At 60.4% G+C, this 26,594-nt stretch carries 27 protein-coding genes and 2 tRNA genes; 21 read left to right on the top strand and 8 right to left on the bottom strand.

Annotated features, from left to right (window positions below):
• Window positions 1–51 precede the first annotated feature (51 nt).
• On the bottom strand, window positions 52–1,209 hold the full coding sequence (locus EI290_RS02620; protein ID WP_125426426.1) for a pyridoxal phosphate-dependent aminotransferase: 1,158 nt from the start codon (window positions 1,207–1,209) through the stop codon (window positions 52–54).
• A 95-nt stretch (window positions 1,210–1,304) separates the two neighbouring features.
• Window positions 1,305–2,132 (bottom strand): prephenate dehydratase, encoded by an 828-nt coding sequence (locus tag EI290_RS02615; RefSeq protein WP_221766222.1) that lies wholly within the window; start codon window positions 2,130–2,132, stop codon window positions 1,305–1,307.
• 526 nt (window positions 2,133–2,658) lie between these two features.
• On the opposite strand from EI290_RS02615, the gene EI290_RS02610 reads away from it, so the two are divergent.
• Window positions 2,659–3,855, top strand: coding sequence for a tetratricopeptide repeat protein (locus EI290_RS02610; RefSeq protein WP_125426422.1), 1,197 nt, complete (start codon window positions 2,659–2,661; stop codon window positions 3,853–3,855).
• Window positions 3,856–4,004: 149 nt separating this feature from the next.
• Window positions 4,005–4,781 carry a porin family protein gene (locus EI290_RS02605; protein ID WP_125426420.1) on the top strand — a complete coding sequence of 259 codons (777 nt, stop codon included), beginning with the start codon at window positions 4,005–4,007 and terminating at the stop codon, window positions 4,779–4,781.
• Window positions 4,782–5,182: 401 nt separating this feature from the next.
• On the opposite strand, the gene EI290_RS02600 is transcribed toward EI290_RS02605, so the two are convergent.
• Window positions 5,183–7,159 (bottom strand): vWA domain-containing protein, encoded by a 1,977-nt coding sequence (locus EI290_RS02600; RefSeq protein WP_125426418.1) that lies wholly within the window; start codon window positions 7,157–7,159, stop codon window positions 5,183–5,185.
• 210 nt (window positions 7,160–7,369) lie between these two features.
• Here EI290_RS02600 and EI290_RS02595 point away from each other — a divergent pair, with 210 nt between their 5' ends.
• A complete protein-coding gene (locus EI290_RS02595) occupies window positions 7,370–7,987 on the top strand; it encodes an RNA polymerase sigma factor (protein ID WP_125426416.1) in 618 nt (205 codons plus the stop codon).
• Window positions 7,974–9,380 (top strand): TonB family protein, encoded by a 1,407-nt coding sequence (locus EI290_RS02590; RefSeq protein ID WP_125426414.1) that lies wholly within the window; start codon window positions 7,974–7,976, stop codon window positions 9,378–9,380. The genes EI290_RS02595 and EI290_RS02590 overlap by 14 nt, the downstream gene beginning before the upstream one ends.
• Window positions 9,381–9,612: 232 nt before the next feature.
• On the opposite strand, the gene EI290_RS02585 is transcribed toward EI290_RS02590, so the two are convergent.
• Window positions 9,613–9,900 carry a hypothetical protein gene (locus tag EI290_RS02585; protein WP_125426412.1) on the bottom strand — a complete coding sequence of 96 codons (288 nt, stop codon included), beginning with the start codon at window positions 9,898–9,900 and terminating at the stop codon, window positions 9,613–9,615.
• Between the two features lie 193 nt (window positions 9,901–10,093).
• Between EI290_RS02585 and fumC the strand changes: the two genes are divergently transcribed.
• The 10 genes from fumC to EI290_RS02535 all read left to right on the top strand — a co-directional run bounded on the left by fumC (window position 10,094) and on the right by EI290_RS02535 (window position 17,235).
• Entirely contained in the window at window positions 10,094–11,500 is a 1,407-nt protein-coding gene (gene fumC / locus EI290_RS02580) for a class II fumarate hydratase (RefSeq protein ID WP_125426410.1), read from the top strand.
• 357 nt (window positions 11,501–11,857) lie between these two features.
• Window positions 11,858–12,457: a TetR/AcrR family transcriptional regulator gene (locus EI290_RS02575; RefSeq protein WP_125426408.1), complete on the top strand. Its 600-nt coding sequence runs from the start codon at window positions 11,858–11,860 to the stop codon at window positions 12,455–12,457.
• A gap of 128 nt (window positions 12,458–12,585) precedes the next feature.
• Window positions 12,586–13,401: an SDR family oxidoreductase gene (locus EI290_RS02570; protein ID WP_125426406.1), complete on the top strand. Its 816-nt coding sequence runs from the start codon at window positions 12,586–12,588 to the stop codon at window positions 13,399–13,401.
• Between the two features lie 98 nt (window positions 13,402–13,499).
• Window positions 13,500–14,027: a hypothetical protein gene (locus EI290_RS02565; protein ID WP_125426404.1), complete on the top strand. Its 528-nt coding sequence runs from the start codon at window positions 13,500–13,502 to the stop codon at window positions 14,025–14,027.
• Complete coding sequence (locus EI290_RS02560) at window positions 13,999–14,184, top strand: hypothetical protein (RefSeq protein WP_125426402.1); 186 nt, start codon at window positions 13,999–14,001, stop codon at window positions 14,182–14,184. Before EI290_RS02565 ends, EI290_RS02560 begins: the two co-directional genes overlap by 29 nt.
• 100 nt (window positions 14,185–14,284) lie before the next feature.
• Entirely contained in the window at window positions 14,285–14,878 is a 594-nt protein-coding gene (locus tag EI290_RS02555; RefSeq protein ID WP_125426401.1) for a GNAT family N-acetyltransferase, read from the top strand.
• Window positions 14,871–15,278 carry a diacylglycerol kinase family protein gene (locus EI290_RS02550; RefSeq protein ID WP_246008827.1) on the top strand — a complete coding sequence of 136 codons (408 nt, stop codon included), beginning with the start codon at window positions 14,871–14,873 and terminating at the stop codon, window positions 15,276–15,278. The genes EI290_RS02555 and EI290_RS02550 overlap by 8 nt, the downstream gene beginning before the upstream one ends.
• A gap of 117 nt (window positions 15,279–15,395) precedes the next feature.
• Window positions 15,396–15,866, top strand: a complete 471-nt coding sequence (locus EI290_RS02545) for a DUF6970 domain-containing protein (RefSeq protein WP_125426399.1) — start codon at window positions 15,396–15,398, stop codon at window positions 15,864–15,866.
• A gap of 117 nt (window positions 15,867–15,983) precedes the next feature.
• Window positions 15,984–16,496 (top strand): DinB family protein, encoded by a 513-nt coding sequence (locus EI290_RS02540; RefSeq protein WP_125426397.1) that lies wholly within the window; start codon window positions 15,984–15,986, stop codon window positions 16,494–16,496.
• A gap of 118 nt (window positions 16,497–16,614) precedes the next feature.
• The gene (locus EI290_RS02535) at window positions 16,615–17,235 is read left to right on the top strand and encodes a thioredoxin family protein (protein WP_125426395.1); all 621 of its coding nucleotides are present in this window, start codon (window positions 16,615–16,617) and stop codon (window positions 17,233–17,235) included.
• A 91-nt stretch (window positions 17,236–17,326) separates the two neighbouring features.
• Here the strand turns inward: EI290_RS02535 and EI290_RS02530 are convergent, their stop codons facing one another.
• Both EI290_RS02530 and EI290_RS02525 read right to left on the bottom strand, forming a co-directional pair.
• The gene (locus EI290_RS02530) at window positions 17,327–17,896 is read right to left on the bottom strand and encodes a DUF4382 domain-containing protein (RefSeq protein ID WP_125426393.1); all 570 of its coding nucleotides are present in this window, start codon (window positions 17,894–17,896) and stop codon (window positions 17,327–17,329) included.
• A gap of 324 nt (window positions 17,897–18,220) precedes the next feature.
• Window positions 18,221–18,700, bottom strand: a complete 480-nt coding sequence (locus tag EI290_RS02525) for a DUF4293 domain-containing protein (RefSeq protein WP_125426391.1) — start codon at window positions 18,698–18,700, stop codon at window positions 18,221–18,223.
• Window positions 18,701–18,791: 91 nt separating this feature from the next.
• On the opposite strand from EI290_RS02525, the gene EI290_RS02520 reads away from it, so the two are divergent.
• The 5 genes from EI290_RS02520 (at window position 18,792) to EI290_RS02500 (ending at window position 24,231) form a co-directional block, all read left to right on the top strand.
• Window positions 18,792–19,991, top strand: a complete 1,200-nt coding sequence (locus EI290_RS02520) for a thiolase family protein (protein ID WP_125426389.1) — start codon at window positions 18,792–18,794, stop codon at window positions 19,989–19,991.
• Window positions 19,992–20,174: 183 nt separating this feature from the next.
• Window positions 20,175–20,705: a GNAT family N-acetyltransferase gene (locus EI290_RS02515; protein ID WP_246008826.1), complete on the top strand. Its 531-nt coding sequence runs from the start codon at window positions 20,175–20,177 to the stop codon at window positions 20,703–20,705.
• Between the two features lie 97 nt (window positions 20,706–20,802).
• A complete protein-coding gene (gene truA, locus EI290_RS02510) occupies window positions 20,803–21,591 on the top strand; it encodes a tRNA pseudouridine(38-40) synthase TruA (protein ID WP_125426387.1) in 789 nt (262 codons plus the stop codon).
• Window positions 21,592–21,747: 156 nt separating this feature from the next.
• Window positions 21,748–23,520: an ABC transporter ATP-binding protein gene (locus EI290_RS02505; RefSeq protein WP_125426385.1), complete on the top strand. Its 1,773-nt coding sequence runs from the start codon at window positions 21,748–21,750 to the stop codon at window positions 23,518–23,520.
• 186 nt (window positions 23,521–23,706) lie between these two features.
• A complete protein-coding gene (locus EI290_RS02500) occupies window positions 23,707–24,231 on the top strand; it encodes a hypothetical protein (protein ID WP_125426383.1) in 525 nt (174 codons plus the stop codon).
• Window positions 24,232–24,387: 156 nt separating this feature from the next.
• Here the strand turns inward: EI290_RS02500 and EI290_RS02495 are convergent.
• Both EI290_RS02495 and EI290_RS02490 read right to left on the bottom strand, forming a co-directional pair.
• Window positions 24,388–24,461, bottom strand: a tRNA-Pro gene (locus EI290_RS02495).
• Between the two features lie 85 nt (window positions 24,462–24,546).
• A tRNA-Pro gene (locus tag EI290_RS02490) sits at window positions 24,547–24,620 on the bottom strand.
• Window positions 24,621–24,918: 298 nt separating this feature from the next.
• Here EI290_RS02490 and EI290_RS02485 point away from each other — a divergent pair.
• Both EI290_RS02485 and EI290_RS02480 read left to right on the top strand, forming a co-directional pair.
• Window positions 24,919–25,305 (top strand): T9SS type A sorting domain-containing protein, encoded by a 387-nt coding sequence (locus EI290_RS02485; RefSeq protein ID WP_125426381.1) that lies wholly within the window; start codon window positions 24,919–24,921, stop codon window positions 25,303–25,305.
• A gap of 105 nt (window positions 25,306–25,410) precedes the next feature.
• Window positions 25,411–26,559: an NAD(P)/FAD-dependent oxidoreductase gene (locus EI290_RS02480; protein ID WP_125426379.1), complete on the top strand. Its 1,149-nt coding sequence runs from the start codon at window positions 25,411–25,413 to the stop codon at window positions 26,557–26,559.
• Window positions 26,560–26,594 lie beyond the last annotated feature (35 nt).

The following is a 26,594-nucleotide window of genomic DNA, read 5'->3' as shown; positions in this document are numbered from 1 at the left end:
GGTGGTATTTGTAGCGCACCCCGAACATCAACTCACCAGTTCACCATCTCACTATTTCACCGCCCGCACCCGTGCCAGGGCCTGATGCAGCACTTCTACCGGCTGGCACAAGCTGAGGCGGATGTAGCCGTTGCCGTTGCTGCCGAAGATGCCGCCCGGCGTCAGGAACACCCGGGCCGCCCGCAGCACTTCGTCGCTGAGGGCGTAGCCATCCGTATACGCGGCTGGCACCTGGGCCCACACAAACAGGCCTACCTGGTGGGGGTTGAAGGTGCAGCCCAGCAGGTGCAGCAGCTCAAACACCAGCTCCCGTCGGGCGCGGTAGTGGGCGTTCAGCTCCGCATACCAGCTCTCATCCAGGTTCAGGGCTTCCACGGCGGCCAGCTGCACCGGCAGAAACATGCCGGAGTCGAGGTTGCTTTTGAAGCGCAGCACGTCCTGCAGCACATCGGCCCGGCCCGCCAGTAGCCCCACGCGCCACCCCGCCATGTTGTGCGACTTGCTCAGGGAGTTCAGCTCCAGCGCCACCTCCCGGGCCCCCGGCACTGCCAGCAGGCTTTGCGCCGGCTCGGTGTTCAGGATGAAGCTGTACGGGTTGTCGTGCACCAGCAGAATGTTGTGGCCCCGGGCAAAGGCTACCAGCTGCTCGAAGAAACCGGCCGGGGGCGGCGTGCCGGTAGGCATGTGCGGGTAGTTTACCCACATCAGCTTCACCCGGCTCAGGTCCTGGGCGGCCAGGGCTTCCAGGTCGGGTAGCCAGCCCGTTTCGGCGGTCAGGTCATAGTCGAGGGGCGTGGCCCCGCTGAGGTGGGCGGCGGCGCGGTAGGCGGGGTAGCCCGGGTTCGGAATCAGCACCTCGTCGCCGGCATCCAGCAGCGTCATGCTGATGTGAATAATACCTTCCTTGGAACCCAGCAGCGGCAGAATTTCCGCGTCGGGGTTGAGCGTTACGCCGTATTGCCGCTGGTACCAGCCGGCCATGGCCTGGCGCAGCGCGGGCACGCCCTTATAGCCCTGGTAGGCGTGGGTGGTGGGCTGCTCAGCCGCGCGGGTCAGGGCCGCAATAACGCGGGGGTGGGGCGGCATATCGGGGCTGCCGATACCGAGGTTGATAACCTGAGCGCCGGCCTGGTTCAGGCCGTCAATTTCCCGCAGCTTCTGGGAGAAGTAGTATTCCTGAATGTGCTGAAGGCGGCTGGCAACGTGCATAGATGTTGAATTTTGAGTGCTGAATGATGAGAGTTGAGGTATGAGAGAGGCTGGTACGGGTAGAAATCGGTGTTATAACCTGTTCAATTCAGCATTCATCTCTCATCATTCAACTCTCCCTTATATGCTCCCAGCAGCTGCAGGTTTTCGGTGAGCGGAGCTAGGGCGGCCAGGGTTTCCTGCAGCTGAGCCAGGGCGTCAAACTCCAGGTCGGCGTGGAAAAAGTAGTGCCAGGTGCGGCCCGGCTGCGGGCACGACTGCAGCTTGCTCAGGTTCACGCCCTGTGCGGCCACGGCCGTGAGGATGCGGGCCAAGCTGCCGGCCGCGTGCGGCGCCTCAAAGTAAAGTGAGGCCTTGGTGGGCTGCACTACTGCCCCGGCATTTTCGGGAAGGGCCACCACCAGAAAGCGGGTATAATTCTTCTTCTCCGAGTGAATGTCGGCGGCCAGGATGTTCAGCTGGAACAGCTCGGCGGCCAGGCTGCCGGCCACGGCCGCCACGCCCGGCCGCTGCTGCTCCCTGATGCGCTGGGCACTCAGGGCCGTATCCTCGGTTTCTACCAGCTTCCAGTGCGGGTAGTGGTCCAGGTAGTCAGCGCATTGCAGTAGGGCCATGGGGTGGGAGTGCACCTCCCGGATATCGGCCAGCTGCTGGCCAGGCAGGGCCAGCAGCTGCTGCCGGATGTGCAGATACACCTCGCCCACCACCCGCAGGCCGGCCTTACGCAGCAACGTGTAGTTGGGCAGAATGCTGCCGGCAATAGAGTTTTCGATGGCCATGACGGCGGCGCTGGCCCGGCCCTGGGCCACGGCCTGCACCAACCCGGTAAAGGTGGCGCAGGGTAGTACCGCCACGCCCGCGCCAAAGTGCTGGCGGGCGGCTATCTGGTGGAAACTTCCTTCGAAACCCTGAATGGCAACCATGTGGTGAAGTAGTGAAATTGTGAAATAGTGAGTTTGACTACCCGGCATTAAAAAAGGGCCTCCGGTGTGGGGCCCTGGCTGCGGTACTGCGAAGTGCGGTGCTTCACAACTGGCAAGGGGGCCCCGGTGGCTTCCGGTAAAAGAAGCCGTAGCTAAAGCCGTAATACCAGAATGCCTGTGGTGCCATAGGGTAGAAAAAATGAGCGTAAAAAAAGCGCCTCCCGAGCTGGTCGAGGGGCGCTGAAGAGTTCGGGTTAGGAAGGCTACAGGGAGGCCGCTCGACTACGCGGTGGCGTAGTAGAAAGTATAGCTAAAAAAGTAGCGGGCCGTGGGCTGAGCCATGAGCGTCAGGGGGGTTAACTAGGGGCAAGGTGGGGCCGGCTGCCGGTAATTCCAAATAAAATCTGCAGAAAAACCCCGAACAACTGTTCGTTTGTACGGAAATTCAGGCGGAAAAACGGCATCTTTCCGGGGCGGGACTCCCGTTTTACTACCCACACTGGTATAGCTGATAACTCTTTGATTGATGCGTCTTTATCTGTTGCCGCTGGCCCTGGGCCTGGCTAGCCACACGGCCGTTGCCCAAGCTTCCACAGCCACCACGCTTACCCGCGCTGCCCAGCTCGTTAAGGAGCAGAAATACGAATCGGCATTTGATGTGCTGGACAAGGCCGACCCCAAAAACCAGCAGCCGGAACTGCTGCTGGCCAAGGAAAAGCTGGTGCTGGACTACTACCTCATCAGCATGGGGCACCAAGGCTTCGGCCTGCGTGACCTGGCCCCGGGTGAAACGGTAGAACAGCTGCGCGGCAAGGAGGGCAGCTACGCCATGCACCTGCTGAACCTGCCGCTGGAGCTGGGCCGCCTGCAGCGGAAGTTCCCCACCAACTACGCCCTCAGCAAAGGCCTCGGTGACTATTGGTACGCAGTGCTGTCGTGCGGATGCGGGGAGAAGGACAAGCCCGAGGAGTTGAAGCAGGACCTGGTGCTGCGCTATTACAACGCGGCCCACGCCCACAACATCGGCGACTATACCTCCTACTTCGGGGTGGGCTACGTGCAGCTGCTGCGCGACCAGGTAGTGCCTGCCACGGTGGCCTTCGAAAAGTCGGTGGCCCTGAAAGCAGACTATCCAAACTCGCACTACAACCTCTCCTACGCGCTGTGGCTGCAGAAAAAACCGGCCGAGGGCATACCGCACGCCAAGGCCGCTTACGACTTGTACGCCGCCGAACCCCGCCGCCGCGCCGATGCGGCCCGTATGCTAGGCATGCTGTATGAGCAGCAGCAGAAACCCACCGAAGCCAAGGCGGCCTATCAGCAAAGTCTGGCCCTGAACCCTGAGGATTACCCCTCGTTGCGCGGGTTGCTGGGGCTGGCCGTAGCGGCCCATTCGCCCGAGGCTACCGCCTGGGCCACCCGGTTGTACCAGCTCAATCCGGCCGATGACCAGATGTTCAGCGACATCATGGACATCTACCAAAGCCACAACCAGTGGGCCGAGGCGGAGGCGTTTTTCAGCAGCCGGCTACCTACCGTGCCCAAAGAGGCCGTGCCCCGGGGCCTGCTGCATTTCTACGTGGCCATCCTGAATATGCAGCTTAAGCGGCCCCAGCAGGCCCGCCCGCACTTTCTGGAAGCTAAAAAGCAGCTGGCCACCGTAATGAAGCCGGATAATCCTGCCCTGCAGCTTATTGAGAAGGGGTTGGCCGAATCCAAATAAGGACCATAGCAGGGTTGAAAGGCGGCTTGGCAAGGCCCCCGGCGCGGTAGCGCAAAAGTTGGCACGGTTTTGAAATACTGGTCTGTCATCTGGCTGCCTGTCCTGCGCAAACGCGGCGGCCGGCATTTCCTTCCAACACCTTTCCTGCCATGAATACGAAGCGACTTTTCGGCCGCCTGGCCGCGGCTACTCTTTTGTTTTCGGTTTTCTCAACGGCTGCTAATGCCCAGGTGGTAACGCACCGCGTACCCAAGTACACGGGCCCGGCCCAGGCCCGCTCGGTGCGCGCTACTCCATCTTACTCCTCCTCGGCCACTGAGGGCGTGAAGTTTGGTGTGCGGGCCGGCGTGAACGTGTCCGACTTTTCGGGCGACGCCGTAAGCTCCGTAATGGACTTGGCGGAGTACACCAATGGGGCCGTAACCAAGCAGATGAAGCCGGGTTTCTACGCGGGTCTCTACGCCACGCTGCCGCTGGGGCCCCGCTTCGCCATTGAGCCCGGCGTGGGCTACTCCGAGAAAGGTACCATCCTGACCGGCCGGATTCCGCTGGAGCAATTTGATTTCCTGAATGCCAAAGTAACCGCCACCGGCCGCCTGGCCTACCTTGATATTCCGCTGCTGGCCAAGGCCTACCTCACCGATGGGCTGTACCTGTACGCCGGTCCGCAGGCCTCGGTATTACTGTCGGGCAAAGCCCGGGTACAGGCCGGTGCGTTGGGTTTCAACGCCATCAACACCGATTTCGATATTAAAAACCAGTTCCGGCAGGTGGATTTCGGCGTGGTGGGCGGCCTGGGCTACCAGTTCCGGAACGGCCTGGGCCTGAGCGCCGGCTACGATTATGGCCTCTCGTCGCTGGACAAAAACAACAACTTCGACGCCTACAACCGCGTCATTAAGGCCTCCGTGAACTACTCGTTTTAACGTGGGATAACTGGTTCAGAACGTCATGATGAGCGAAGTGCAACGGAGTTGAAGCATGACGTTCTTTCTCTCTCCTGTCTTACCCCAGCAACAATAAACGGCCCCGCTGCTAACCAGCGGGGCCGTTGCGTTTCACAGTAGGATAGTGGGGGGGAGCGGAATACAACACGGAAATTGAAATAATAGCCGAAGGCGGTCCGGCGGCATGGGCTGGCGGAAGAGTCTGCAACCTGCTCCGCCTGCCGCGTAGTGAGTGAAGGTGGACCGCCTTCGGGAAATGCTATTGGGGGCGAAACGACTTAAACGAGTGGCTAGTGTGCAGGCCCGGCGAAATCAGGAGCCTTGTGCATGGGTGAATAGTTGCATGGGGTTGAAAATCTGTTGTTTGAAAGCAGTAGGGCCTACCGGGCTCCGTATGCTTCGGGTCGTAGGCCTTCTGCCAGCTTAACCAGCCGCACCAGCTCCGCGCGGTAGCCGTCGGGGTCGAAGCGGCGGGCCCCTTCGGCCAGGCGGATGGTGGTTTCGTAGGTGGCACTGCCGCGGTAGTCGCTCTGGCGGAGCAACATGCCAAACTGCGCCACCGCTGCCGCAAAGCGCAGGTTTTCACTGGCCCCGGCAATGGGTCGGGCCTCGCCAGCCAACGGCACCGCCAGCAGACGGCTCTTCAGGCCCTGAGGCTCCTTATAGCGCAGTTTCACCGTGAGCAGCTCCGCCGCTTCAGGAGCTGCCGCAGCAGGTTTGGCGGGCTGGTATTTGAGGGCATCTACCACGCCGGGGGCGCCCACGGGCACCACTTCGTAGAGAGCCGTGACGGTGTGGCCCGCCCCCAGTTCGCCGGCATCCTTCCGGTCGTTGTTGAAGTCCTCGGCGGCCAGCACGCGGTTCTCGTAGCCCACCAGGCGGTACTCGCGCACCCGCTGGGGGTTGAACTCCACCTGCAGCTTAACATCCTTAGCCAGGGTAAACAGGGTGCCGCCAAACTGCTGCACCAGCACCCGCCGGGCCTCGTCGAGGTTGTCCAGGTAGGCGTAGTTGCCGTTGCCTTTGTCGGCCAGCAGCTCCATTTTCTTGTCCTGGTAGTTGCCCTGGCCCACACCCAGCACCGTCAGGAACACCCCGCTTTCCCGCTCCTGCTCAATGAGGTGCTCCATGGCGTCGTCGCTCTGCTCGCCCACGTTGAAGTCGCCGTCGGTGCAGAGTAGCACGCGGTTGTTGCCTTCCTTGTTGAAGTGCTGGCGGGCTACTTGGTAGGCCAGGCGCAGGCCCGCGCCCCCGGCCGTGGAGCCGCCCGCCGCCAGGTTATCAATGGCCTGCAGAATGGTGGCCCGCTCCGAGCCAGCCGTGGGCGGCAGCACCGTGCCGGCCGCCCCGGCGTACACCACCAGCGCCACCCGGTCCTGGGGCCGCAGCTGCTTGGTGAGCAGGCGCAGGCTCTGTTGCACCAGTCCCAGTCGGTCCTCGCCCTGCATGGAGCCCGACACATCTACCAGAAACACCAGGTTGGCGGGCGGCAGCTTCTCGGTGGCTACCTGGCGGGCCTGCAGCGCCACCTGCACCAGCTGGTGCTCAGGGTTCCAGGGGCACTGCGCCTGCTCAGTGATAATGCGGAAGGGCTCGGGGGCCGAGGCGGCGGGCTGGGGGTAGTCGTACTGGAAGTAGTTGAGCATTTCCTCCACCCGCACGGCATCGGCCGGGGGCAGCTGGCCCTGCTGCAGGAAGCGGCGCACGTTGCTGTAGCTGGCCGCATCCACATCAATGCTAAACGTACTCAGTGGCTCCTTGATGACCCGCTGGAAGCCGTTTTCCGGTAGGTGGGCGTAGGTTTCGGTGTTGGCGGGCACCGGCTGCGGATACAGGTACCCTGCGCCGGGACTAACGGCTACGCCAGCCACCCGGCCCTGCACCGGGGCGCTGCCCATGCTGCTGCTGGGTTCGAGGCCTGCCAGGTCGGCATCCGAGGCTACCCGGGTGCGCACCCGAACTGGCGTGCGCCGGGTCTTGGCTTTGCCTTGGGTTACTACTACTTCGCTGAGCTTTTTCTGATCAGTAACCAGAGCCACGTTAACTGTGGTCTGGCCGGTGAGCTTTACTTCGCGGGTGACGAAGCCGATGGTGGAAAACACCAGCGTGGTGGTCTCAGTTGGCAGCGTGAGGGTATAGGTGCCATCGGGGCCGGTGCTGGTGCCCGTAGTGGTTCCCTTCACCAGCACCGTCACGCCCGGTAGGCCCTGGCCGGTGCTTTTGTCGGTCACCCGGCCCGATACGGTGCCTTGTTTCGAGGCTGGACTGGCTACCCGATACAAAGCGTTGGCTTGGTGGCCCTGAGCGGCCGAAGCCAGCAGTCCAGCCGCCAGCGCACAATACAGAAGAGGTTTCATCAGCAGAAAGAATAGCGGTGAGAAAAGCAGATCCGGCCAGGTTCTGCTTCTCAGATGCGGCCCGCTTCCAGATTCCACACGCCCCCACAAAAAATATTTCCAGAACAGCTCCGCGCCTTCTGCGCAAACACTGCGCCCTCTGCGGGCTAAAATCGTCTGCCCACTAGCAACAACCGAACGAACCCGCAAATCCCGTAGCTTGCATCACGCATGTTTTTCCGCCGCTCCACCCGCCCCACGCCCGCCGCCGAGCTGTCCGACGAGGACCTGCTGCGCCGCTACCACGCCCAGGGCGAGGTGGCCGACCTGGGTGTGCTCTATGAGCGGCACATGAGCGGCGTGCTGGCCATTACAAGGCGCTACCTCCGCGACGAGGAAGACGCCCAGGACGCCGTGATGCAGCTGTTTGAGCAGCTGGTGACTAAACTGCGGCAGCACACGGTGGAAAACTTTCCGCCCTGGCTGCACGCCACCGCCCGCAACCATTGCCTGATGGTGCTTCGGGCCCGGCAGCGGGCCGGGCCGACGGTGGTGCATTTTTCCGACGAGGCCGGTATGGAATCGGTAGCCGCCCGGCATCTAACGGCCGACGACCCCGCCGAAGCCGAGCAGCACGAGCTGCATTTGCAGCAGCTGGAAGTTACCCTCGCCGAATTGCCTCCCGGTCAGCGCCAGTGTCTGGAGCTGTTTTTCTTAGAAAAGAAAAGCTACCGCGAAGTAGCTGCCCTCACGGGTTTCGATTTAAACGCCGTAAAAAGTTACCTCCAAAACGGCAAGCGCAACCTGCGCCGCCTGCTGCAAGCCTCCGCCTCCGATGCCTCGCCCTGATCTGACCTCCGCCTCCTCTGCCCCGGCCGGTGCCCACTTGCCGGTGGAGCTGCTGCGCCGGTACGTGGCCGGAGAGCTGCCGCCCGCCGAGGAACACCAGGTAGAAACCCACACCTTGGATTGCGCCGTGTGTGCCGACATCCTCGAAGGTCTGGAGCTGCAGCCTGCCACCGCGCACGAGGCCAGCATGACGGTCCTGCGCCAACGCCTGCACGCCCGCGTAGCCGAGCTGGCCACTGAAGCTGCTCCTGAGCCTGCCGTAATTCCCTTATGGGCGTGGCGGCCGTTGGCGGGGGCGGCCGTGCTGCTGCTCTCGTTGGGGGTAGTAGGCTGGCTGGCCATTAGCAGGTTGAATAACGCTCCTGACCTGGCCGTCCGGCCGGCGGTGGAAACTGCCACCTCCCAGCCGGCCTCTGCTGCCACCGTCCGCCCGGCCGAGCCGGCCGCAGCTACCACTGCCCCCGAAATGGCGGCCGTAGTGCCGCTGCCCCCGGCCTCGCCGCGCCGGCCGCCGGTGCTGGCGGCCCGCTCGCGCCGTCCGGTAATGGTGGCCGATGCGGAAGTAGCATCAGAGCAGCCAGCGGATCTGGCGGGCCTGCAGGCTGCTGGCAATGGTACCGTTCCTCCCGATGCCGTAGCAGATGCGGCGGCGCCGGCTGAGCCGGAGGCCGTGGCTATGTCGAGGGCCGCGGAAATAGTGGAAAGCAAGAAAGCAGCGGCCCCCGAACCGGCGGCCAAAGCCAAGATGACTCGTGTGGCCGGCGTTTCGGCGGCGGCGGCTCCGGCCGCTTCTGCTGAGGCTACCCGCACCATTCAGGGCCGGGTAACAGATGCTGCGGGCCTACCCCTGCCGGGGGCTACGGTGCTGGTTCCGGGCACGCAAAACGGGACTGTTACCAACTTCGAAGGAGTATTTTCCATAAAAGTGCCAACTGCTACTGAGCAGCTTACTGTTGGCTCCGTTGGTTTCAAGACCCAAACCCGCGCCCTTCGCTCTTCCGATTCCACGCTGGCCCTGGCCCTGGAGCCCAGCAGCCAGCAACTGAGTGAGGTAGTGGTGGTGCGCCGCGAGGCGCCGCCCATGCTACCCAGCATTTCGGCCACGCCGGCCGGCGGCTATGGCAAGCTGCGCCAATACTTGGCTGATAGCCTCGACTACCCCGAAAAAGCCCTTACGGACCGCCGCGAAGGCACCGTGCGGGTACAGTTCGTGGTAGGAACCGATGGTAAGCTTAGCGACTTTAAAGTGGTGAAATCCGTGTCGCCGGAGTGTGATGAGGAGGCGTTACGTTTGCTGAAAGAGGGCCCGGCGTGGTTCCCGGCCGTGCAGAACAACCGCCGCGTAGCCCGCAAAGTAGTAGTCAGCGTCCCGTTCAAAATAGAGCAACGCTAGCAAGTGGTGAAATTGTGAAGTGGTGAATTTGTGAAGGGTCATTGCGAGGCGCAGCCGAAGCAATTTGTCCTTCACGCAGTTCTCAACCATGCCCTACGCAAAAGCCCCTGACACCAGAACCAGGAGTCAGGGGCTTTCTGCTTTTCAGGGCGTTGAGCAGTGAAAGGGAAGGCTTGCTTCGGCTGCGCCTCGCAATGACCCTTCACAAATTCACCACTTCACAATTTCACCTCTACCCGCTGTAGCCGCCGCCGCTTTCGGGCTCGGTGGCGCTGCCACCGGCTTTGTCGGGGGTGGGCAGCTCGGGCTCGGTCTTCATTTCCACTTGGCTATAGTCGGGGGCCCCGTTACCGGCGGTGGGTACGGGTGTTCCGGTAGTAGCCGAAGCGCCGGATACGCGGGTGCTGGTGGATTCCTGGTTTTCGTGGTTGGGCGGCGTGACGGCGGCGCTTTGGTGAGCGGTTGGCGTGGCGGGCGAGGTGGACAGGGCGTCGGATTCGTCTTCGAAGGTCTTTTTCATGACAGGAGAAACTAAGATATGATACCGGCTGGGGCCGGCTGTTTGGGTGTACGTAGGGCTGGGCTGGATAGCCGAGCCCGCAGACGGTAGAATTTTGGCGTTGCGGTAGGGCGGGGGGCCGTGTTGTGTACTTTTGCCCGACGGCCCCAGCCGTTATCTGTCACCTCATTTCCTTCTCACCCCACATACCAGCATGACTCAGTTCCGCACCGAGAAAGATACCATGGGCACCGTGCAGGTGCCGGCCGACGCTTACTACGGCGCCCAGACCCAGCGCAGCATCGACAACTTCCAGATTGCCCAGGACATCAACCGGATGCCCAAGGAAATCATCCGCGCCTTCGCCTACCTCAAGAAAGCCGCGGCCCTCACCAACCGCGACGCCGGCATCCTGCCCGCCGACAAAGCTGAGCTGATTGGCCGCGTCTGCGACGAAATCCTGGAAGGCAAGCTGGATAAGGAATTCCCGCTGGTGGTGTGGCAGACCGGCTCGGGCACGCAGAGCAACATGAATGTGAATGAGGTAGTTGCCTACCGCGGCCACGTGCTGCAGGGCGGCAGCCTCTCCGATGAGAAGAAGGTGCTGGCCCCCAACGACGACGTGAACAAGTCGCAGAGCAGCAACGACACCTTTCCGACGGCCATGCACATTGCGGCCTACAAAATCCTGGTGGAAACCACCATTCCCGGCATCGAGAAGCTGCGCGACACGCTGAAAAGCAAGAGTGAGCAGTTCATGCACATCGTCAAAATCGGCCGCACCCACCTGATGGACGCCACGCCGCTGACGGTGGGGCAGGAGTTTTCGGGCTACGTGTCGCAGCTTGACCACGGCCTGCGGGCCATCAAGAACACACTAGCTCACCTAAGCGAGCTGGCCCTGGGCGGCACCGCCGTGGGTACGGGCATCAACACGCCCGCTGGCTACTCCGAAAACGTGGCCAAGCACATTGCCGACCTGACGGGCCTGCCCTTCGTCACGGCCGAAAACAAGTTTGAGGCCCTGGCCGCCCACGACGCCATTGTGGAATCCCACGGCGCCCTGAAAACGGTAGCCGCTTCGCTGATGAAAATCGGCAACGACATCCGGCTGCTGGCCTCGGGTCCGCGGGCCGGCATCGGCGAGCTGCACATCCCCGACAACGAGCCCGGCTCCAGCATCATGCCCGGCAAGGTAAACCCCACCCAGTGCGAAGCCATGACGATGGTGGCGGCTCAGGTGATGGGCAACGACGTAGCCATCAACATCGGCGGCATGAACGGCCACTTCGAGCTGAACGTGTTTAAGCCGGTGATGATTTACAACTTCCTGCACTCGGCCCGCCTTATCGGCGACGTGTGCGTGTCGTTCAACGATAAGTGCGCCGTGGGCATCGAGCCCCTGGAAGCCAACATCAAGAAGCACGTCGATTCGTCGCTGATGCTGGTAACGGCCCTCAATCCGCACATCGGCTACTACAAAGCCGCCGAAATTGCCCAAACGGCCCACAAAAACGGCTCCACGCTCAAGGAAACCGCCTTGCAGCTCGGCTACCTCACCGAAGAGCAGTTCAACGAGTGGCTCAAGCCCGAAGACATGGTGGGCGAAATCAAGAAGTAACGGCCACCGGCACGTCATTCCGAGCTTGCCGAGGAATCTCGCGTGCTGACGTTGCTGGAGAAAGAACGGTCATGCGGAGCGAGGCGAAGTCAAAGCAGCTCTACCGCTTCGTTGCATCACTAGCCCAGGGTTTCAACCCTGGGCTATAGAGCGGTGGTCGTTGTAACGGTATTTGATTAGCCAGTGGCAGAGATACTGTGGCTCCGCTCAGCATGATGGTCTGGTTTTCCTGAAGCAAATCAAAAAGCCCCGCAGCAGCCGTTGCGGGGCTTTTTTGTGGCTATTAATTTAATTTTTCAAACAATTTACCTAAATGTTTGAAAAACAGTTTTGCCTTTGTTTTGAACTCACTTACAGATGTCGAAAGCCACTGACCGTCGGGCCGTTATTCTGGATGCTGCTGCTGGCTGCTTTGCCCGCTACGGCTATGCCAAAACCACTCTCGACGACATTGGGCGGGCGGTGCAGCTGAATAAGGCTTCGCTGTACTACTATTTCCCTAACAAGGACGAACTGTTCATGGCCGTGGTACTGCGCGAAAGCGCGGCCTTCATGCAGGCTCTGGCCGAGCGGGTGCAGCACCTGCCTACGCCCACCGAGCAGGTGCGCGAGTACCTGCTGGAGCGCCTGCGCTACTACCGCCACGTCCTCGACCAGCACCAGCTTTCGGTAGCCGCTTTGCAAGTGCTGGAGCCGCGCTTCGAGGCACTGTATGCCGAGGTGTTGGGACAGGAAATAGCCTTTCTGGCGGGCCTGCTGCACCCGCTGCTGGCTGCTGCTGCCGCCCCGGAGCCGCGCCACCTGGCTCGCCTGCTGCTCAGTGCCGCCGATGCCCTCAAGCACGCCGCCGTGCGCCAGGCCGCCCCGACCCCTCTCTCCCAACCCGATTTCACCGCCGCCGAAGCCGATACCCGCCTGCTCACCGACCTAGTGCTGGCTGGACTGGCCCAGCGGTGAACTGGTGAAATGGTGAGTTTGATGTGCCACTTGCGCCAACTGCGCGGATAGAACGTCAAACTCACCATTTCACCATCTCACCAGTTCACCACTTCACTCACCATTTCACCACCTCACCATCTCACCTCATGCCTACCGTACTCATCACCGGGGCCAGCTCCGGCATTGGTAAAGCTGCCGCCCGGCTGTTTGCCCAGCGCGGCTGGAACGTGGCCGCCACCATGCGCACGCCCACTAAGGAAACCGAGCTCAGCCAGCTGCCCAATGTGCGTCTCTACCCGCTCGACGTGACGGATTCGGTTAGCATCGAGGCGGCGCTGGCGGCCGTGTTGCGCGACTTTGGCGGCCTGGAGGTGCTGGTGAACAACGCCGGCTACGGCGTGGATGGGGTGTTTGAGGCCATGACCGACGACACCATTGCCCGGCAGTTTGATACCAACGTGCTGGGGCTGATGCGCTGCACCCGGGCCGTCATTCCGCATTTCCGCCAGCAGGGCCGCGGCACCATCGTGCAGATTGCCTCGGTGGGCGGGCGCGTCACGTTTCCGCTTTACAGCATCTACCACGCCACCAAGTGGGCCGTGGAGGGCTTCTCAGAAAGCTTGCAGTACGAATTGGAGCCGCTAGGTATAAAGGTAAAAATCATTGAGCCCGGAGCCATTAAAACCGACTTCTACGACCGGAGCCGCGAGTTTGTGATGCGCGACGACCTGCGGCCGGCCTATGGCTCATTCGTGCAGAAAGTAGAGAAAGTAAGCCAGCAGGCCGGGGCCAGGGCCGTGGGGCCGGAGGCCGTGGCCGCCACCATTTTCCGGGCCGCCACTGATGGCAAAACGCGCCTGCGCTACCCCATTGCCTATCCCGCCAACGTGCTGCTGCCCCTGCGCCGCTTGGTGTCCGACGGCGTATTCCGGCGGGTGGTAAAGTCCAGCTACGGCATTTGATGAACGCGCGGCCAGCAGCTGGACCTGGCTGAACCAATCGGCTGCCGGAACGGGCGGTGTCAGTGGCAAAACGGCCGTAAGGTGCGTATGTTGCGGGTATGTTCAACGCCATTCAGCACTACCGTCTGGTACAGCGCAACCGCAACCGCGCGGGGCTGGGCAGCTGGCATTTCGAGTGGATTTACAAGTTCTTCCTGCACACCGGCACTTCCCGCCGCAAGTACCTGGTGGAAGTGCGCCAGTACGACGAGCACCTGTACACCGTGGATTTTTACGCCAAAGTTCACAACGTGAACCGCTACCGGCTGCGCACCCACCAGCACGCGGCCGGCAAGCTGGGCGCTACCGTGCTGGCCATTATTGCCCGCACCATTCAGCAGGATCCGCAGGCCTGTTTCGGCTTCATTGCGGCGGCCATGCTCACGGAAACCACGGACGAAAATACCCGCCGCTTCCAGCTCTACACTAGGATGCTGGAACTAAAGATCAATCCGGCACGCTATAAGGTGGAAGCCTTTGCCGAAAACAGTACTATTTTTGTGCTGCCGCACGGGCTTGTTTCTCAGCCTGATGCGTTGCAAAACACGATTACGCGCTATGACCAAATATTCCGCGAAGTCTTCTAAAAAAGCCGACCCACGCCAGCAGGCCCGGGAGGAGCGCAAAGCCCGCAACCGCGCCATTGCACCGGAGCGGATTGCGAAAGTGCACATCATGGCCGATGGCCGGAAGTTGCTGGAGTTGAAGCCGGTTCAGATTCCCGGCTACACCTACGCTTTCTAGGCCGATAAGCTTCTGCCGATACTAACGCCGCTGTTCCAGCCTGGAACGGCGGCGTTTCGTTTTTCGGCATCTTTACGGCGCACTCCTCGCCCTTGCCCGCATGGATTTCTCCCAGGATATCGTTCTTGAAAACAGCCGCGTGCTGCTGCGCCCGTTGGCTCTCACCGACTTTGAGCCTCTGCGCCCCGTGGCTGCTGCGCCGGAGCTGTGGGCTTACACCCTCACCCGCGCCGACGACCCCATCAGCTTGGCCAGGTACCTCACCGATGCTGTGCAGGGTCGTCAGCAGCAGCGCCGCTACCCCTTTCTCATCATCGACAAAGAAACCAACCAGGCAGCCGGCAGCACCAGCTACTACAGCGTGGACGAGGCCGACGCCCGGCTTTCCATCGGCTACACCTGGGTAGGAAAAAGCTTCCAGCGCAGCGGCCTGAATCGGGCGGCCAAGCACGCGCTGCTGCGCCACGCCTTCGATGCGCTGGGCTGCGAGCGGGTGGAGCTGGAAACCGACGCCCGCAACCACACTTCCCAGAACGCCATGCGCCGCATGGGAGCCACCGAGGAAGGCACCCTGCGCAGCCACCGCTACACCCAGGGCGGCATCCGGCGCGACACGGTGATTTTCAGCATCATCCGGCCCGAGTGGAACCAACTACGCCAGACGGTTTTTCAACAATTCGACGTCCGTGGCTGAAACAGGAAAGTCCATGCCGCGCCGGTTTCCGGCACTGCTGCGCAAGCGGGCAGCCAGCTTCGGCTACGCCTTCCGGGGCGTGGGGGCAGCGCTGCGCACCGAGGTGCACCTGTGGTTTCACGCAGCGGCTACGGTAGTGGTGGGGTGGTTGGGGTTTTATTTCGGGCTGGCGCGGTGGGAGTGGGCAGCCGTGGCCCTGGCGGTGGGCGCGGTGTGGTGCGCTGAGTTAATAAATACGGCTGTGGAGGCTGTAGTCAACCTGGTGTCGCCGGAGTACCATCCGCTGGCAGGCCGGGCCAAGGATGTAGCTGCCGGGGCCGTATTAGTAATGGCTCTGGCGGCGCTGGTTGTCGGCCTGTTGGTATTTGGGCCCCGGGTATGGAAGTGGCTGGCCTTTTAACTCAGCCAGCAGTTGAACTATGCCTGGGTAACTGCGTAACGCAGGTTTGTGTGCATCTTTGCCGCCCCAATGTGCGTGCGGATGCCGCGGTTTCCCGCCTAACCCGACCCCTGCTCTATGCGTTTTCTCCTGTTTCTGACGGCGGCCTCTGCGGCTGCCCTGCTCCATACCACGGCCTGCCAGCGCAACGTGGCAGTTACCACCCCCACCGATGCCCCGCAGACCGGGTTGGCCGGTAGCGTATCCACGCCCGCGCCTACCAGCGCCAATACCGTGGAGCCTACCCCCGACAACCAGCCGGCTTTCGACGACAGGAAGCGCCCCAAGTGGTTGGAAGACCGGATTCAGCAACACCTGAACGAGAAAAAGGCCAACCCTCCCATTCATATTTACAGCTACCAGTTTAACGGGGCCACGGTGTACTATGAGACCAGCCCCTGCTGCGACCAGTACACTACCCTTTACGCGGCCGATGGCAAGGTTCTTTGCCACCCCGATGGCGGCTTTACAGGACGAGGCGACGGCAAATGTGCTGACTTCTCTAAAAACAGAACCGAGGAAAAACTGGTTTGGCAAGACCCGCGGTAGGGTATTAAATCAGAAGCAGGTACAGGCACATGAGAAGCAAGAGTCTGTACCGCTTTCTTTTTTCTTTTTGCTTGGCAGAGTCTCTGTTCTCATGTCTCTGTACTCACTTTTTTTATAATGATTAATACCATCGAAAAGCTGGGGGCCTACACCGTGTGGGCTAACGCAACCCTGCTGCGTCACCTCGACGGCCTTGTGGCCGAAGGTGCTGCTTTGCCCCACGGCGCGCTGCGCATTTTCAGCCACGTGCTCAACGCCCAGGCCATCTGGCTGGGCCGTCTTACCAACACGCCCAGCCCCGTGAAAGTGTGGCAGGAGCACGATTTGGCTGGCCTGCACCACTGGCACGAGCAAACGTCGGCGCGGTTTCATCAGTACAGCGCTGAGGCTACCACTACCAGCCCGGCCGAGCTGGAGCGCCTGATTACCTACACCAACTCGGTAGGAGAGGGCTATACCAGTCAGGTGTCCGATATTTTGACCCACGTGCCAGTGCACGGTAACTACCACCGGGCTCAGGTTGCCAAAGAGTTGCGTGCGGCCGGGCTTGAGCCCATCAACACCGATTTTATTACCTATTGCCGGGAGTTATCGGCCAAGGCTCAGGCGGCCGAGGTGCCCAGCCTGTAAGGCTGCGCCGGTGTCCGGTTTTCGAAACCCCTGCGGTAGAGCTTTGGCTAAACGCAGGGGTTTTTCGTTTGTTATACTCACCGAATACCTTTTCACCGTTTCTGAGCTGCTACTTCGCATGAATCCTTCCGCGCAACCTCCCGTACTCAGCCCCGAGCGCCTGGCGGGGGCCTATACCTACGCTGCCTACCGCCAGTTAATTGAGCAGCTGATGGCAGAGGGCAAAACCACCGGCGAAAATCAATCGGAAGATCTGACTGCCTACGCCCGCCTCAACATCCAGCGCATGGAGCGGCTGGATAAAAAGGCCGAGCTGATGCCGGAAATGCAGCAGGCCCTTAATAACCTTACCCACAACTACGAGTGGGTGGTTCTTACCGAAGGCTGGTGCGGGGATGCCGCCCAGATTGTGCCGGTACTGGAAAAAATAGCCCAGGCCAGCCACGGCCGCCTGCGCACCCGCTATCTGCTGCGCGACGAAAATCTGGACCTGATGGACCGTTACCTTACCAACGGCAGCCGCTCCATTCCCAAGCTGCTCATCCTGCACGCCGACACCCTCACCGAAGTAGCTACTTGGGGGCCGCGCCCCAATGAAGCGCAAAACCTGCTGCTGGAGCTGAAAGCCGCTGGTGCTACCCACGAGGAGTACGCCGAGAAGATTCATGGTTGGTACGCCAAAGACAAAACCCGGAGCACCCAGCAGGAACTGCTGCAGATACTGGAGCAATTGACATAAAGCAAAAAAGGCCAACGAGGCGACTATATTGCCTCGTTGGCCTTTCTCCATTATAGCAAATAACGCTGTATTGAAGGAGCAGAGCAGGCTGTTAGCTGGGAGTGGAAGGTGGGATGATAATAATGATTGGCGCGGGCTTTAGGGTGCCGCGTAGCACTGGCTTGAGCCCATATGTACCATTGCCCCGGCTCACAATATCACGCTCAACTGAAAAATCAACAGTCAGCAGATAGGCGGTACCAGCTGTTACGGGTGTATCATCCAGTAGAATCTTGAGGCCCGAAGTGGTGCCACTGGGAGTATCCAGCGCCAATAGGGGACCGTTGGTAAGCTGAATCTTACTGTTGGCGCCTAATACCAGACGCATACTTTGCAGCGTACCGCTGAAAGCGGGCGTTAGCCTGATTTGTCCGTTGGTAGCACTCAGCAAGTCGTAGCTGCCCGCGCTTACACCGGGCAGTACAACTTTGCTACCTTGGCTAAACTGTCCTTCGGCCTGCTCCAAGTCAATAAGAACGGCACTGATGTCACTGGCTTTGGTCTTACTGTCGGCCTGTTGACTGGCGGTTCGGGGCTGAACCTCGGTGAGCGTATCACTACAGCCGGAAAATAGGGTAGCGCCCAGAATCAAAATGGGAAACAAGGGAGTAAAAGGCTTCATGCGCAATCAGGGATAAAAGAGCGAAGAAGATGAATTTGGGATGGAATGTATGATAAAGCGCAACAAATCAAAAATGAATGATCCTTTGGAATTGATAAATAACCGGTTGATACTGAGCTGAGAACCGAAATATGGTCCTGCTTTCTTACGTATTAGGTAAACTTTATATAGTCATACAAAGCGTTAAAGCCATATGAGTATTTGGCAAATGCAGGAATATAGGATAAAGTCAAAATGAGAAAATGTGTGTTCGTGGTTAGAAAATGATCATAAAAAAAGCTCCGGCTAGTACTAACCGGAGCTGCTGAAAGAAAATTGGAACCCTTACCGCAGTCGGTCCATGCTGCGCACGAGCTGCTCGTCGCGGCGGATGAAGCGGCTGGCCAGCAGGTTCAGAAGTAGCGCCAGCGTGGCAATATAGAAACCGGCCTCGAAGGTGCCCGGAATTTTGATGTTGAGCATTTGCTCTCCTATGTTGGAATAATAGAATGCTGCCCCAATGGTAGCCGTAATCAACAGGATATTGAGCGTGCCCAGTTTCAGCTGGTTGAAACGGTTGCGGAACTGAAAGATTTCCACCACGGCCACTACCGCCGACGCTACGGCCAGTGCGGCAATAGGCCAGGGATTGGCGGCTGGCACCGTCATACCGGCATCGGCGTGTTCGTAGCCTAAGTGGGTAGCCGTCAGCACTACGGTTTGCTGGCTGGCGGGGTCCAGTTTGCTCCACAGAGGCAGGAACACAACGCTTAACATGGCCAGGGCCAGCAACAGCAGGAATACGCTTTGGATTCTTTGTATCATCTTTGTGTTTTGACAGTTCGATTACTGGATCAGCCCCCTGACAGGGCCGGCAAAAGTAGCCAACTACGACCGGAATAACGCATTCAATCTGATGCCTACTGCATACATCGTGGACGCCGTCCGCACCCCAATTGGTAAATTTGGTGGCGCTCTGAGCAGCGTCCGCCCCGACGATATGGCCGCGCACGTGTTGCGGGAGCTGCTGCGCCGCAACCCCTCCCTCGACAAATCGGCAGTAGAAGACGTCATTATTGGAGCTGCCAACCAGGCGGGCGAGGATAACCGCAACGTGGCCCGTATGGCGGCGCTACTGGCCGGCCTGCCCATTACGGTGCCCGGCAACACCGTCAACCGCCTGTGCGCCTCGGGGCTGCAGAGCATTATGGATGCCTCCCGGGCCATCCGGGCGGGCGAAGGAGACGTGTACCTGGCCGGAGGGGCCGAAAGTATGACCCGCGCGCCCTTTGTGGTAGCCAAATCGGCTACGGCGTTTGCCCGCGACTTTACCGCCCACGATACTACGCTGGGCTGGCGCTTCGTAAACCCTAAACTCTCCAAGCTGCACCACCCCTACGCCATGGGGGAAACCGCCGAGAATGTGGCCCGCCGCTACGGCATTACCCGGGAGGAGCAGGACCAGTTTGCGTTTGAGTCGCAGCGCAAGTACCAGCGGGCCTTCGAGAAAGGCCGGTTCCGCAAGGAAATTGCCCCCGTATTTATTCCCCAGCCCAAAGGCGATACTGCCCTGTTTGACCAGGACGAGCCGCCGCGTCTGTCCAGCCTCGAAAAATTAGCCACCCTAAAGCCCGCCTTCCAGGTAGATGGCACCGTTACGGCCGGTAACTCAGCTGGTATAAACGATGGCGCCGCCGCCATCCTGCTGGTAAGCGAAGAGGCCCTGACGCGCTACAACCTGAAGCCGTTGGCGCGCGTGGTGGCCTCGGCGGTGGCTGGCGTCGACCCGGCTTATATGGGTGTTGGTCCGGTGCCGGCCACCCAGAAGGTGTTGCAACGAGCCGGCCTCACGCTCCAGGATATGGACCTGATTGAGCTGAACGAAGCGTTTGCTGCCCAAAGCATTGCCTGTATGCGCGACCTGGACATTGACCCCACGAAGGTGAACGTGAACGGGGGCTCTATTGCCATCGGGCACCCGCTGGGCGCCAGTGGTTCGCGCATCACGGCCACCCTGCTCCACGAGATGCAACGCCGCGAAGGCGTGCGCTATGGCCTGGCTACCATGTGCGTAGGCGTGGGCCAGGGTGCCGCTGTGATTTACGAGAAACTGTAATTACAGATTTCCGCAGATTTGAGGCAGATGACGCAGATGCAAACGGCGCGGTCGGGCGGATAGTAGGTCTGGTTTCTGGCCGTTAGTCAATTGCGCTGAATCTGTCTCTTGTGCTTAGTGTTTTTTGCGGCTTCGGTTTTCCCATCAGCCTTTGCATCATCTGCCTCAAATCTGCGGAAATCTGTGATACTTACCCCGACGCTTACTTTACCAGTGGCCGGGGCCCGGCTGCGGCCCTGGCGCTTCTCGGATGCAGCTGCCCTGGCCCGCCACGCCAACGACGAGCGGATTGCCCGTAACCTGCGCGACACGTTTCCCTTTCCCTACACCGCCCAGGATGCCGAGTTTTTCCTGAGTCTGGTGGCCGATAGTCCGCGCGACCTGTTTCTGGCCATTGAAGTGGGAGGAGAAGCGGTGGGCGGCATTGGCATCCATTTCAAGTCGGATGTGCGCCGCCGCTCCGCCGAAATTGGCTATTGGCTCACGCCTGCTTGCTGGGGCCGGGGCATTGCAACGGCTGCCGTGCGTACCCTCAGCACCTATGCGCTGGCCAACTTTGATGTGTGTCGGCTCTACGCGGCCATTTTCGCCACCAACCCTGCCTCGGGTCGGGTGCTCGAAAAAGCCGGCTACGAACTGGAAGCCCGCCTGCGCCGCAGCATCGTGAAAAATGGCCAGATGCTGGACTCGTTGCTGTACGCGCTGGTGGTATGAGTTGGTAGTTGTTCGTTGTCAGTTGTTAGTTCTCATTACTCATCACCTGACGGCTGCTAACGAACAACTGACAACGAACAACGAATAACTAAACGCCATGCGCTACTTCCTTCACCTGGCCTACGATGGTTCCGCCTTCCACGGCTGGCAGATTCAGCCGGGCGTGATTACTGTGCAGCAAGAGCTGGACCGCTGCCTCTCGCAGGTGCTACGGCAGCCGGTGTACTGCCTGGGCAGCGGCCGCACCGACTCGGGCGTACACGCCAGCCACCAGGTAGCGCACTTTGATGCCGACCTGCCGCCGGGTCTCGACGAAGCCACGCTGCTCTACCGCCTCAACCGGGCACTGCCGGGGGGCATCCGCTGCCAGGTGCTGCACCCCGTACCTCCCGAGGCCCACGCCCGCTTCAGCGCCACGGCCCGCACCTATGAGTACCACGTGCGTCTCACGCCCGACCCGTTTGCCGCCAGCTTCAGCCTTTACCTCGACCGGGCCCCCGACGTGGCAGCCATGAACGAGGCCGCCGCTCTGCTGCTGGGCACCCATGACTTCACCAGCTTTTCCAAAGTGAAAGGGGCCGAGAAACACTACATCTGCACCTGTTTCGAGGCCGGCTGGCACCCGGAGTCGGGCGGGCTGGTATTCCGCATCCGGGCCAACCGCTTCGTAAGGGGCATGGTGCGGCTGGTGGTAGGCACGCTGCTGAGTGTGGGTCGGGGAAAACTGACGCCGGAGGAGTTCGGAGAAATATTTCGCAGCCTCAACCGTGTGCACGCCAGCGGCGCGGCCCTGGCCAACGGCCTCTTCCTCTGCCGCGTAGAGTACCCGGCTGAAATGTTGGGTGATGCAGCGCTGCCTACCGGTTTGCCGTACTTCGCCAAGTAGCACGCAGCTCCGCTTCGCGCACGAGCTGCAGGCGAGTTCCCACGCGAGAGAACCAGACGCCTGTTACTCGCTCCGCTCGTGCGCGAAGCGGAGCTGCGTGCTACTTTTCTCCCGTCCGTCGGTTACCTTCTAACCATTCCCACCCAACAACCCGAAATGGAGCAACCTACCCCGGCCAATAAAAGCGGCAATATATTCGACTGGCAGGTGCTGCGGCGGCTGGTGGCTTACGTGCGGCCCTACCAGCGCGTGTTCTACTTCCTGATTTTCCTCACCGTGGCCACCGCCGTGCTGGGCACGCTGCGGCCCTTCCTCATTCAGCGGATGGTAGACGTGACCATTGAGGAAGGCGACTGGCAGGCGCTGAACCGCATGTTCGGGCTGCTGCTGGTGCTGCTGGTGGCCCACGCCATCGTCAGCTACCTGCAAACCTACTTCGGGGGCTGGCTGGGCCAGTACATCGTGCGCGACATCCGGGTGGACTTGTACAAGCACATTCTTGACCTGCGCCTCAAGTTCTTCGACAAAACGCCCATCGGTCAGCTCGTCACGCGCAACATCTCCGACGTGGAAACCCTTTCCGACGTGTTCAGCGAGGGACTGGCGGCCATGATTGGCGACATTCTGCAGCTGGTGTTCATTGTGAGCTTCATGTTCTACATTGATTGGCGACTGACGCTCATCAGCCTGTCGGTAATTCCGCCCCTGCTGTTCAGTACCTACGTGTTCAAGGAGAAAGTCAAGAAATCGTTTCAGGAGGTGCGCACGGCCGTAGCCAACCTCAACTCCTTTGTGCAGGAGCACCTGACGGGCATGAACGTGGTCCAGATTTTCAATAACGAGGAGCGGGAGCTGCGCAAGTTCAAGGCCATCAACCAGGAACACACCCGCGCCAACATCCGCTCGGTACTCTATTACAGCATCTACTTTCCGGTGGCCGAGGTGCTGGCCGCCGCCGGCGTAGGCCTGCTGGTGTGGTACGCCGCCCAGGGCCAGATTGAGGGTACCATCTCCAAGGGCGCACTCATCGCCTTTATCATGTACAACGCTTTGTTCTTCCGGCCCATACGCCAGATTGCCGACCGGTTCAACACCTTGCAGCTGGGCCTGGTAAGCACGGAGCGCCTGCTGAAGCTGCTCGACAGCAAGGAGCTCATTGCCGACAACGGCACCTACGCCCCCGCCGACCTGCGCGGCGACGTGGACTTCGAGCACGTGTGGTTTGCCTACAACGACGAGGAGTGGGTACTGCGCGACGTGAACTTCTCGGTAAAAGCCGGCCAGACCTTCGCCTTTGTAGGGGCCACCGGGGCCGGCAAAACCAGCATCATCAACCTGCTTAGCCGTTTCTACGAAATCAACCGGGGCACCATCCGCATCGACGGCCACGACCTGCGCGAGTACGACCTTAAAGAGCTACGCCGCCATATTGGCGTGGTACTCCAGGACGTGTTTTTGTTCGCCGGGGCCATCCGCGACAATATCACCCTGGGCAAGCAGGACATTACCGACGAGCAGATCTGGGCTGCGGCTGATCTGGTGGGAGCCCGCCGCTTCATTGAGCGCCTGCCCGGCGGCCTCGATTACCAGGTGATGGAGCGCGGGGCTACGCTGTCGGTGGGCCAGCGCCAGCTCATCAGCTTCGTGCGGGCTATGGTATACCAGCCCCGCATCATCATTCTGGATGAGGCCACGTCGTCGGTGGATGGGGAAACCGAGGAGCTGATTCAGCAGGCTATTGAGAAGCTGATGCAGGGCCGTACCAGCCTCGTCATTGCCCACCGCCTGAGCACCATCCAGAAAGCAGACCAGATCATCGTGCTCGACCGGGGCGAAATCAAGGAAGCCGGCACCCACGAGGAGTTGCTGCGCCACCAGGGCTTCTACGCCAACCTCTACCAGATGCAGTACAAGGACGTGCTGCAATAGACCGGGTGAAGTTGTGTGTTGTCATCCTGAGCGGAGCGAAGGACCCTATCACGCCAGAACGACAACCGTTGATACGACTCGCGTCATCAGGATAAGATCCTTCGCTCCGCTCAGGATGACATCTGTATTGTTTCTTTGCATCCCCGAACCGGAAAACACTTTCCGCATCCTCACTTTCCACACGCAATGAACAGAGTTTTTCTGGCCCTGGCCCTGCTACTTACCCTAGGCTTTGCCGTTGCCTATTGGCGCATGGGCGGCTTCAAAGCAGCTACCGTTACGCTCGAAACCACCACCCAGCCCTATTTTCTGGCAGGCCGCTACTACGCAGGCCCTGCCCAGGATGAAGCCTTCGGCGACCTGACCCGCGAGGCCTACAACCTGCGCAAAGCCGGCAAGCTGCGCGGCGACTTCGGCAACATCTTCTACAACAGCCCCGAAAGCTCCCGCGACTCGGCCCGGGTATTTGTGGGCGTGCTGGTGGCCGATACTACGTCCCAGCAACTGCCCGCCGGGTATGAATACCGTACGTTTGCCGCCGGTCAGCGGGTGCTGCACGCCCGCATCAACGCCAGCTACCTGGTGGCACCGGATAAGCTGTATACCGGCGTGAAGGACGCCGCCGAAGCCCAGAAGCTGACATTGCGGAATGTGTACCTGGAGCGTTTTCCGGAGCAGGGCGAGCCAGAAGTGCTGGCTGTGGTAAAGTAAGTCGGTTTCTATAGGAAAGCCGTTCCGGCAATACATCCGTAACAACCTGCTTATGTGGTTGTCTACGATAAGAACGGATTTGCAGGCCTGTGAAGGAAATTAAAAAAGCCCGTCGAACCGAAGTTCAGCGGGCTTTTTAAGGAGAGAGTACCAGAGTCGGGGTGGCAGGATTCGAACCTACGGCCTCGTCGTCCCGAACGACGCGCGCTACCGGGCTGCGCTACACCCCGAGGACAAATCGGGTACTCGTATTGTTCTGCCGAAAAAAGCCTCCGGGTGGGGTTCCCAGAGGCTTTTCGAACAGATATTCTTCGGTCGGAGTGGCAGGATTCGAACCTACGACCTCCAGCACCCCATGCTGGCGCGATACCAGGCTACGCTACACCCCGATGAATTATGCTGCAAATATACGCTGCCTGTTGGCTTACGTGCAAGTCAGAAGAGCCTTTTTTTCGATTGCCATGTCCTGGTGCGTAGCCAAAAAGCAAGGCCAACGGACGTACCTGTTTAAGCTTCTGGGAGTTGTTGATGAAAAAAACAGCCGTGAACCGAAAAAATAATGTAGGTGTTGGCTCGTTTCTTGCCCTAAGCAGCCTGCAGTTTTTTGTGGCTGCTTAAATCGGTATGGCACTGGTATTTCGTACCTTTAAGCTCCGTATCGTTCACTTGATCTGAATAGGAACGCGTATGAAAACGTTTACATTTCTGAGTAGTCTGCTCCTGTTGCTGGTAAGCAGCACCCTGGCGCAGGCGCAAACCGCCACGGTGCAGGCCTCGGCGGCTCCTGCCCTCATTACCGATAAGATGGCCGAGCCGACCCGTAACACGGACGCCCTGAAGGTGCGGGTGGAGACAAACCCACTCACCAAGCGCCTTACGGTGCGCACCGACGCCACGGGGCCTACCCGGGTGGAGGTAAACGGCACCGATGGCCGCCCAGTACTTACCCGCGACCTGATTTCGGGGGATGCGGCGGCCGTGCTGGACGTAAGCAACCTGCCCGCCGGAACCTACATTGTGCAATGCACGGCCGGGGAGCGGCGCGGCATGAAACGTGTGATGCTGGGCCAGTAAACTGACTATCAAGCCAAATCAGAGAAAAGCTCCGGGCCTTTGGCTGCGGAGCTTTTTCTTTGCCTGCTCGCCGGTGTATATTCCCGGTAGGTGTTTCTCAACTTCATGAACAATCTGTCATACTGGGAGCAGCAAACGTTTCTGCAGGAGGCTGACGTGCTGATTATTGGTGGCGGTTTGGTGGGACTTACGGCAGCTATTTATACCCGCCAACTGCGCCCCGGAGTCCGGGTGCTGGTGCTGGAGCGCGACCCACTGCCCAACGGAGCCAGTACCAAAAACGCCGGTTTCGCCTGCTTCGGGAGCATTTCTGAGTTGCTGGAACAGGAGAAGCGGAGTGGCACCGCGGCCCTGCTGCAGGTGGTACAGGCCCGCTGGAATGGTTTGGGTCGTTTGCGGGAGTTGCTGGGGGATGCGGCAATAGGGTATCAGCCGGAGGGAGGCTACGAGCTGTTTCGGCCGGATGAGGCTGAACTGGCTACTGCCTGCCACAACCACCGCGCCTACTACAACCAGTTGCTGGCCCCCATCATCGGACGGAGCGACATCTTCCAGGACGCTTCCTCCCAGATTCAGCGCCTGAAGCTGGGCAACACGGCCGCAATGCTACACAACACGGCGGAGGGCAGCCTGGATACTGGCCGCCTGATGCTGGCCCTACTGCGCCGGGCCTGGGCAGATGGTGTAGTGGTGCTCCATGGCTGCCCGGTGCAGGCCGTAGAGGCCACTGCCGGAGCAGTACGGGCACAGGTAGCCGGACTAGAGCTAAGGGCCAGCCAGGTGTTGGTTGCTACAAATGCCTTCAGCCGCCAGCTGCTGCCGGAACTGGACGTAGTGCCCGGCCGGGGGCAGGTGCTCGTGACCGAACCTATTCCGGGGCTGTGCCTGCCAGGTACGTTTCATTATGATAAGGGCTACTACTACTTCCGGCAGGTAGGGGAGCGGGTGCTACTGGGCGGTGGCCGCCACCTCGATTTTCAGGCTGAAGCCACTACCGAGTCTGGCCTGACTACATTGGTACAGCAGCGGCTGGAGCAGTTGCTGCATGAGGTAATAGTACCCGGCTGCCGCCCCCGTATCGAGTATCGCTGGAGCGGTGTGATGGGTTTTGGGCAGGAGTTGGAGCCTATTATCCAGGAGGTGCAGCCGGGCCTGTTTGTGGCTGTGCGCTGCAATGGCATGGGCGTAGCCATGGGAGCCGGTAGCGGCTGGCAGGCGGCGCAGCTGATGTATGGAACCAATGAGAAAAAGTAAAAGCGCTGCTGTCATCCTGAGCAGAGCGAAGGATC

The sequence above is a fragment of the Hymenobacter metallilatus genome (assembly GCF_003944705.1).
Classification (GTDB): domain Bacteria; phylum Bacteroidota; class Bacteroidia; order Cytophagales; family Hymenobacteraceae; genus Hymenobacter; species Hymenobacter metallilatus.
This window is presented reverse-complemented; position numbering and strand designations above follow the sequence as displayed.

Coding starts and splice junctions, on each gene's coding strand:
- EI290_RS02535 (WP_125426395.1), top strand. CDS start 16,615: ATGAATCCTTCCGCGCAACCTCCCGTACTCAGCCCCGAGCGCCTGGCG.
- truA (WP_125426387.1), top strand. CDS start 20,803: ATGCGCTACTTCCTTCACCTGGCCTACGATGGTTCCGCCTTCCACGGC.
- EI290_RS02595 (WP_125426416.1), top strand. CDS start 7,370: ATGTTTTTCCGCCGCTCCACCCGCCCCACGCCCGCCGCCGAGCTGTCC.
- EI290_RS02590 (WP_125426414.1), top strand. CDS start 7,974: ATGCCTCGCCCTGATCTGACCTCCGCCTCCTCTGCCCCGGCCGGTGCC.
- EI290_RS02520 (WP_125426389.1), top strand. CDS start 18,792: ATGCCTACTGCATACATCGTGGACGCCGTCCGCACCCCAATTGGTAAA.
- EI290_RS02610 (WP_125426422.1), top strand. CDS start 2,659: ATGCGTCTTTATCTGTTGCCGCTGGCCCTGGGCCTGGCTAGCCACACG.
- EI290_RS02555 (WP_125426401.1), top strand. CDS start 14,285: ATGGATTTCTCCCAGGATATCGTTCTTGAAAACAGCCGCGTGCTGCTG.
- EI290_RS02575 (WP_125426408.1), top strand. CDS start 11,858: ATGTCGAAAGCCACTGACCGTCGGGCCGTTATTCTGGATGCTGCTGCT.
- EI290_RS02600 (WP_125426418.1), bottom strand. CDS start 7,159: ATGAAACCTCTTCTGTATTGTGCGCTGGCGGCTGGACTGCTGGCTTCG.
- EI290_RS02615 (WP_221766222.1), bottom strand. CDS start 2,132: ATGGTTGCCATTCAGGGTTTCGAAGGAAGTTTCCACCAGATAGCCGCC.
- EI290_RS02485 (WP_125426381.1), top strand. CDS start 24,919: ATGAAAACGTTTACATTTCTGAGTAGTCTGCTCCTGTTGCTGGTAAGC.
- EI290_RS02560 (WP_125426402.1), top strand. CDS start 13,999: ATGACCAAATATTCCGCGAAGTCTTCTAAAAAAGCCGACCCACGCCAG.
- EI290_RS02545 (WP_125426399.1), top strand. CDS start 15,396: ATGCGTTTTCTCCTGTTTCTGACGGCGGCCTCTGCGGCTGCCCTGCTC.
- EI290_RS02540 (WP_125426397.1), top strand. CDS start 15,984: ATGATTAATACCATCGAAAAGCTGGGGGCCTACACCGTGTGGGCTAAC.
- fumC (WP_125426410.1), top strand. CDS start 10,094: ATGACTCAGTTCCGCACCGAGAAAGATACCATGGGCACCGTGCAGGTG.
- EI290_RS02525 (WP_125426391.1), bottom strand. CDS start 18,700: ATGATACAAAGAATCCAAAGCGTATTCCTGCTGTTGCTGGCCCTGGCC.
- EI290_RS02505 (WP_125426385.1), top strand. CDS start 21,748: ATGGAGCAACCTACCCCGGCCAATAAAAGCGGCAATATATTCGACTGG.
- EI290_RS02585 (WP_125426412.1), bottom strand. CDS start 9,900: ATGAAAAAGACCTTCGAAGACGAATCCGACGCCCTGTCCACCTCGCCC.
- EI290_RS02530 (WP_125426393.1), bottom strand. CDS start 17,896: ATGAAGCCTTTTACTCCCTTGTTTCCCATTTTGATTCTGGGCGCTACC.
- EI290_RS02570 (WP_125426406.1), top strand. CDS start 12,586: ATGCCTACCGTACTCATCACCGGGGCCAGCTCCGGCATTGGTAAAGCT.
- EI290_RS02500 (WP_125426383.1), top strand. CDS start 23,707: ATGAACAGAGTTTTTCTGGCCCTGGCCCTGCTACTTACCCTAGGCTTT.
- EI290_RS02480 (WP_125426379.1), top strand. CDS start 25,411: ATGAACAATCTGTCATACTGGGAGCAGCAAACGTTTCTGCAGGAGGCT.
- EI290_RS02565 (WP_125426404.1), top strand. CDS start 13,500: ATGTTCAACGCCATTCAGCACTACCGTCTGGTACAGCGCAACCGCAAC.
- EI290_RS02620 (WP_125426426.1), bottom strand. CDS start 1,209: ATGCACGTTGCCAGCCGCCTTCAGCACATTCAGGAATACTACTTCTCC.
- EI290_RS02605 (WP_125426420.1), top strand. CDS start 4,005: ATGAATACGAAGCGACTTTTCGGCCGCCTGGCCGCGGCTACTCTTTTG.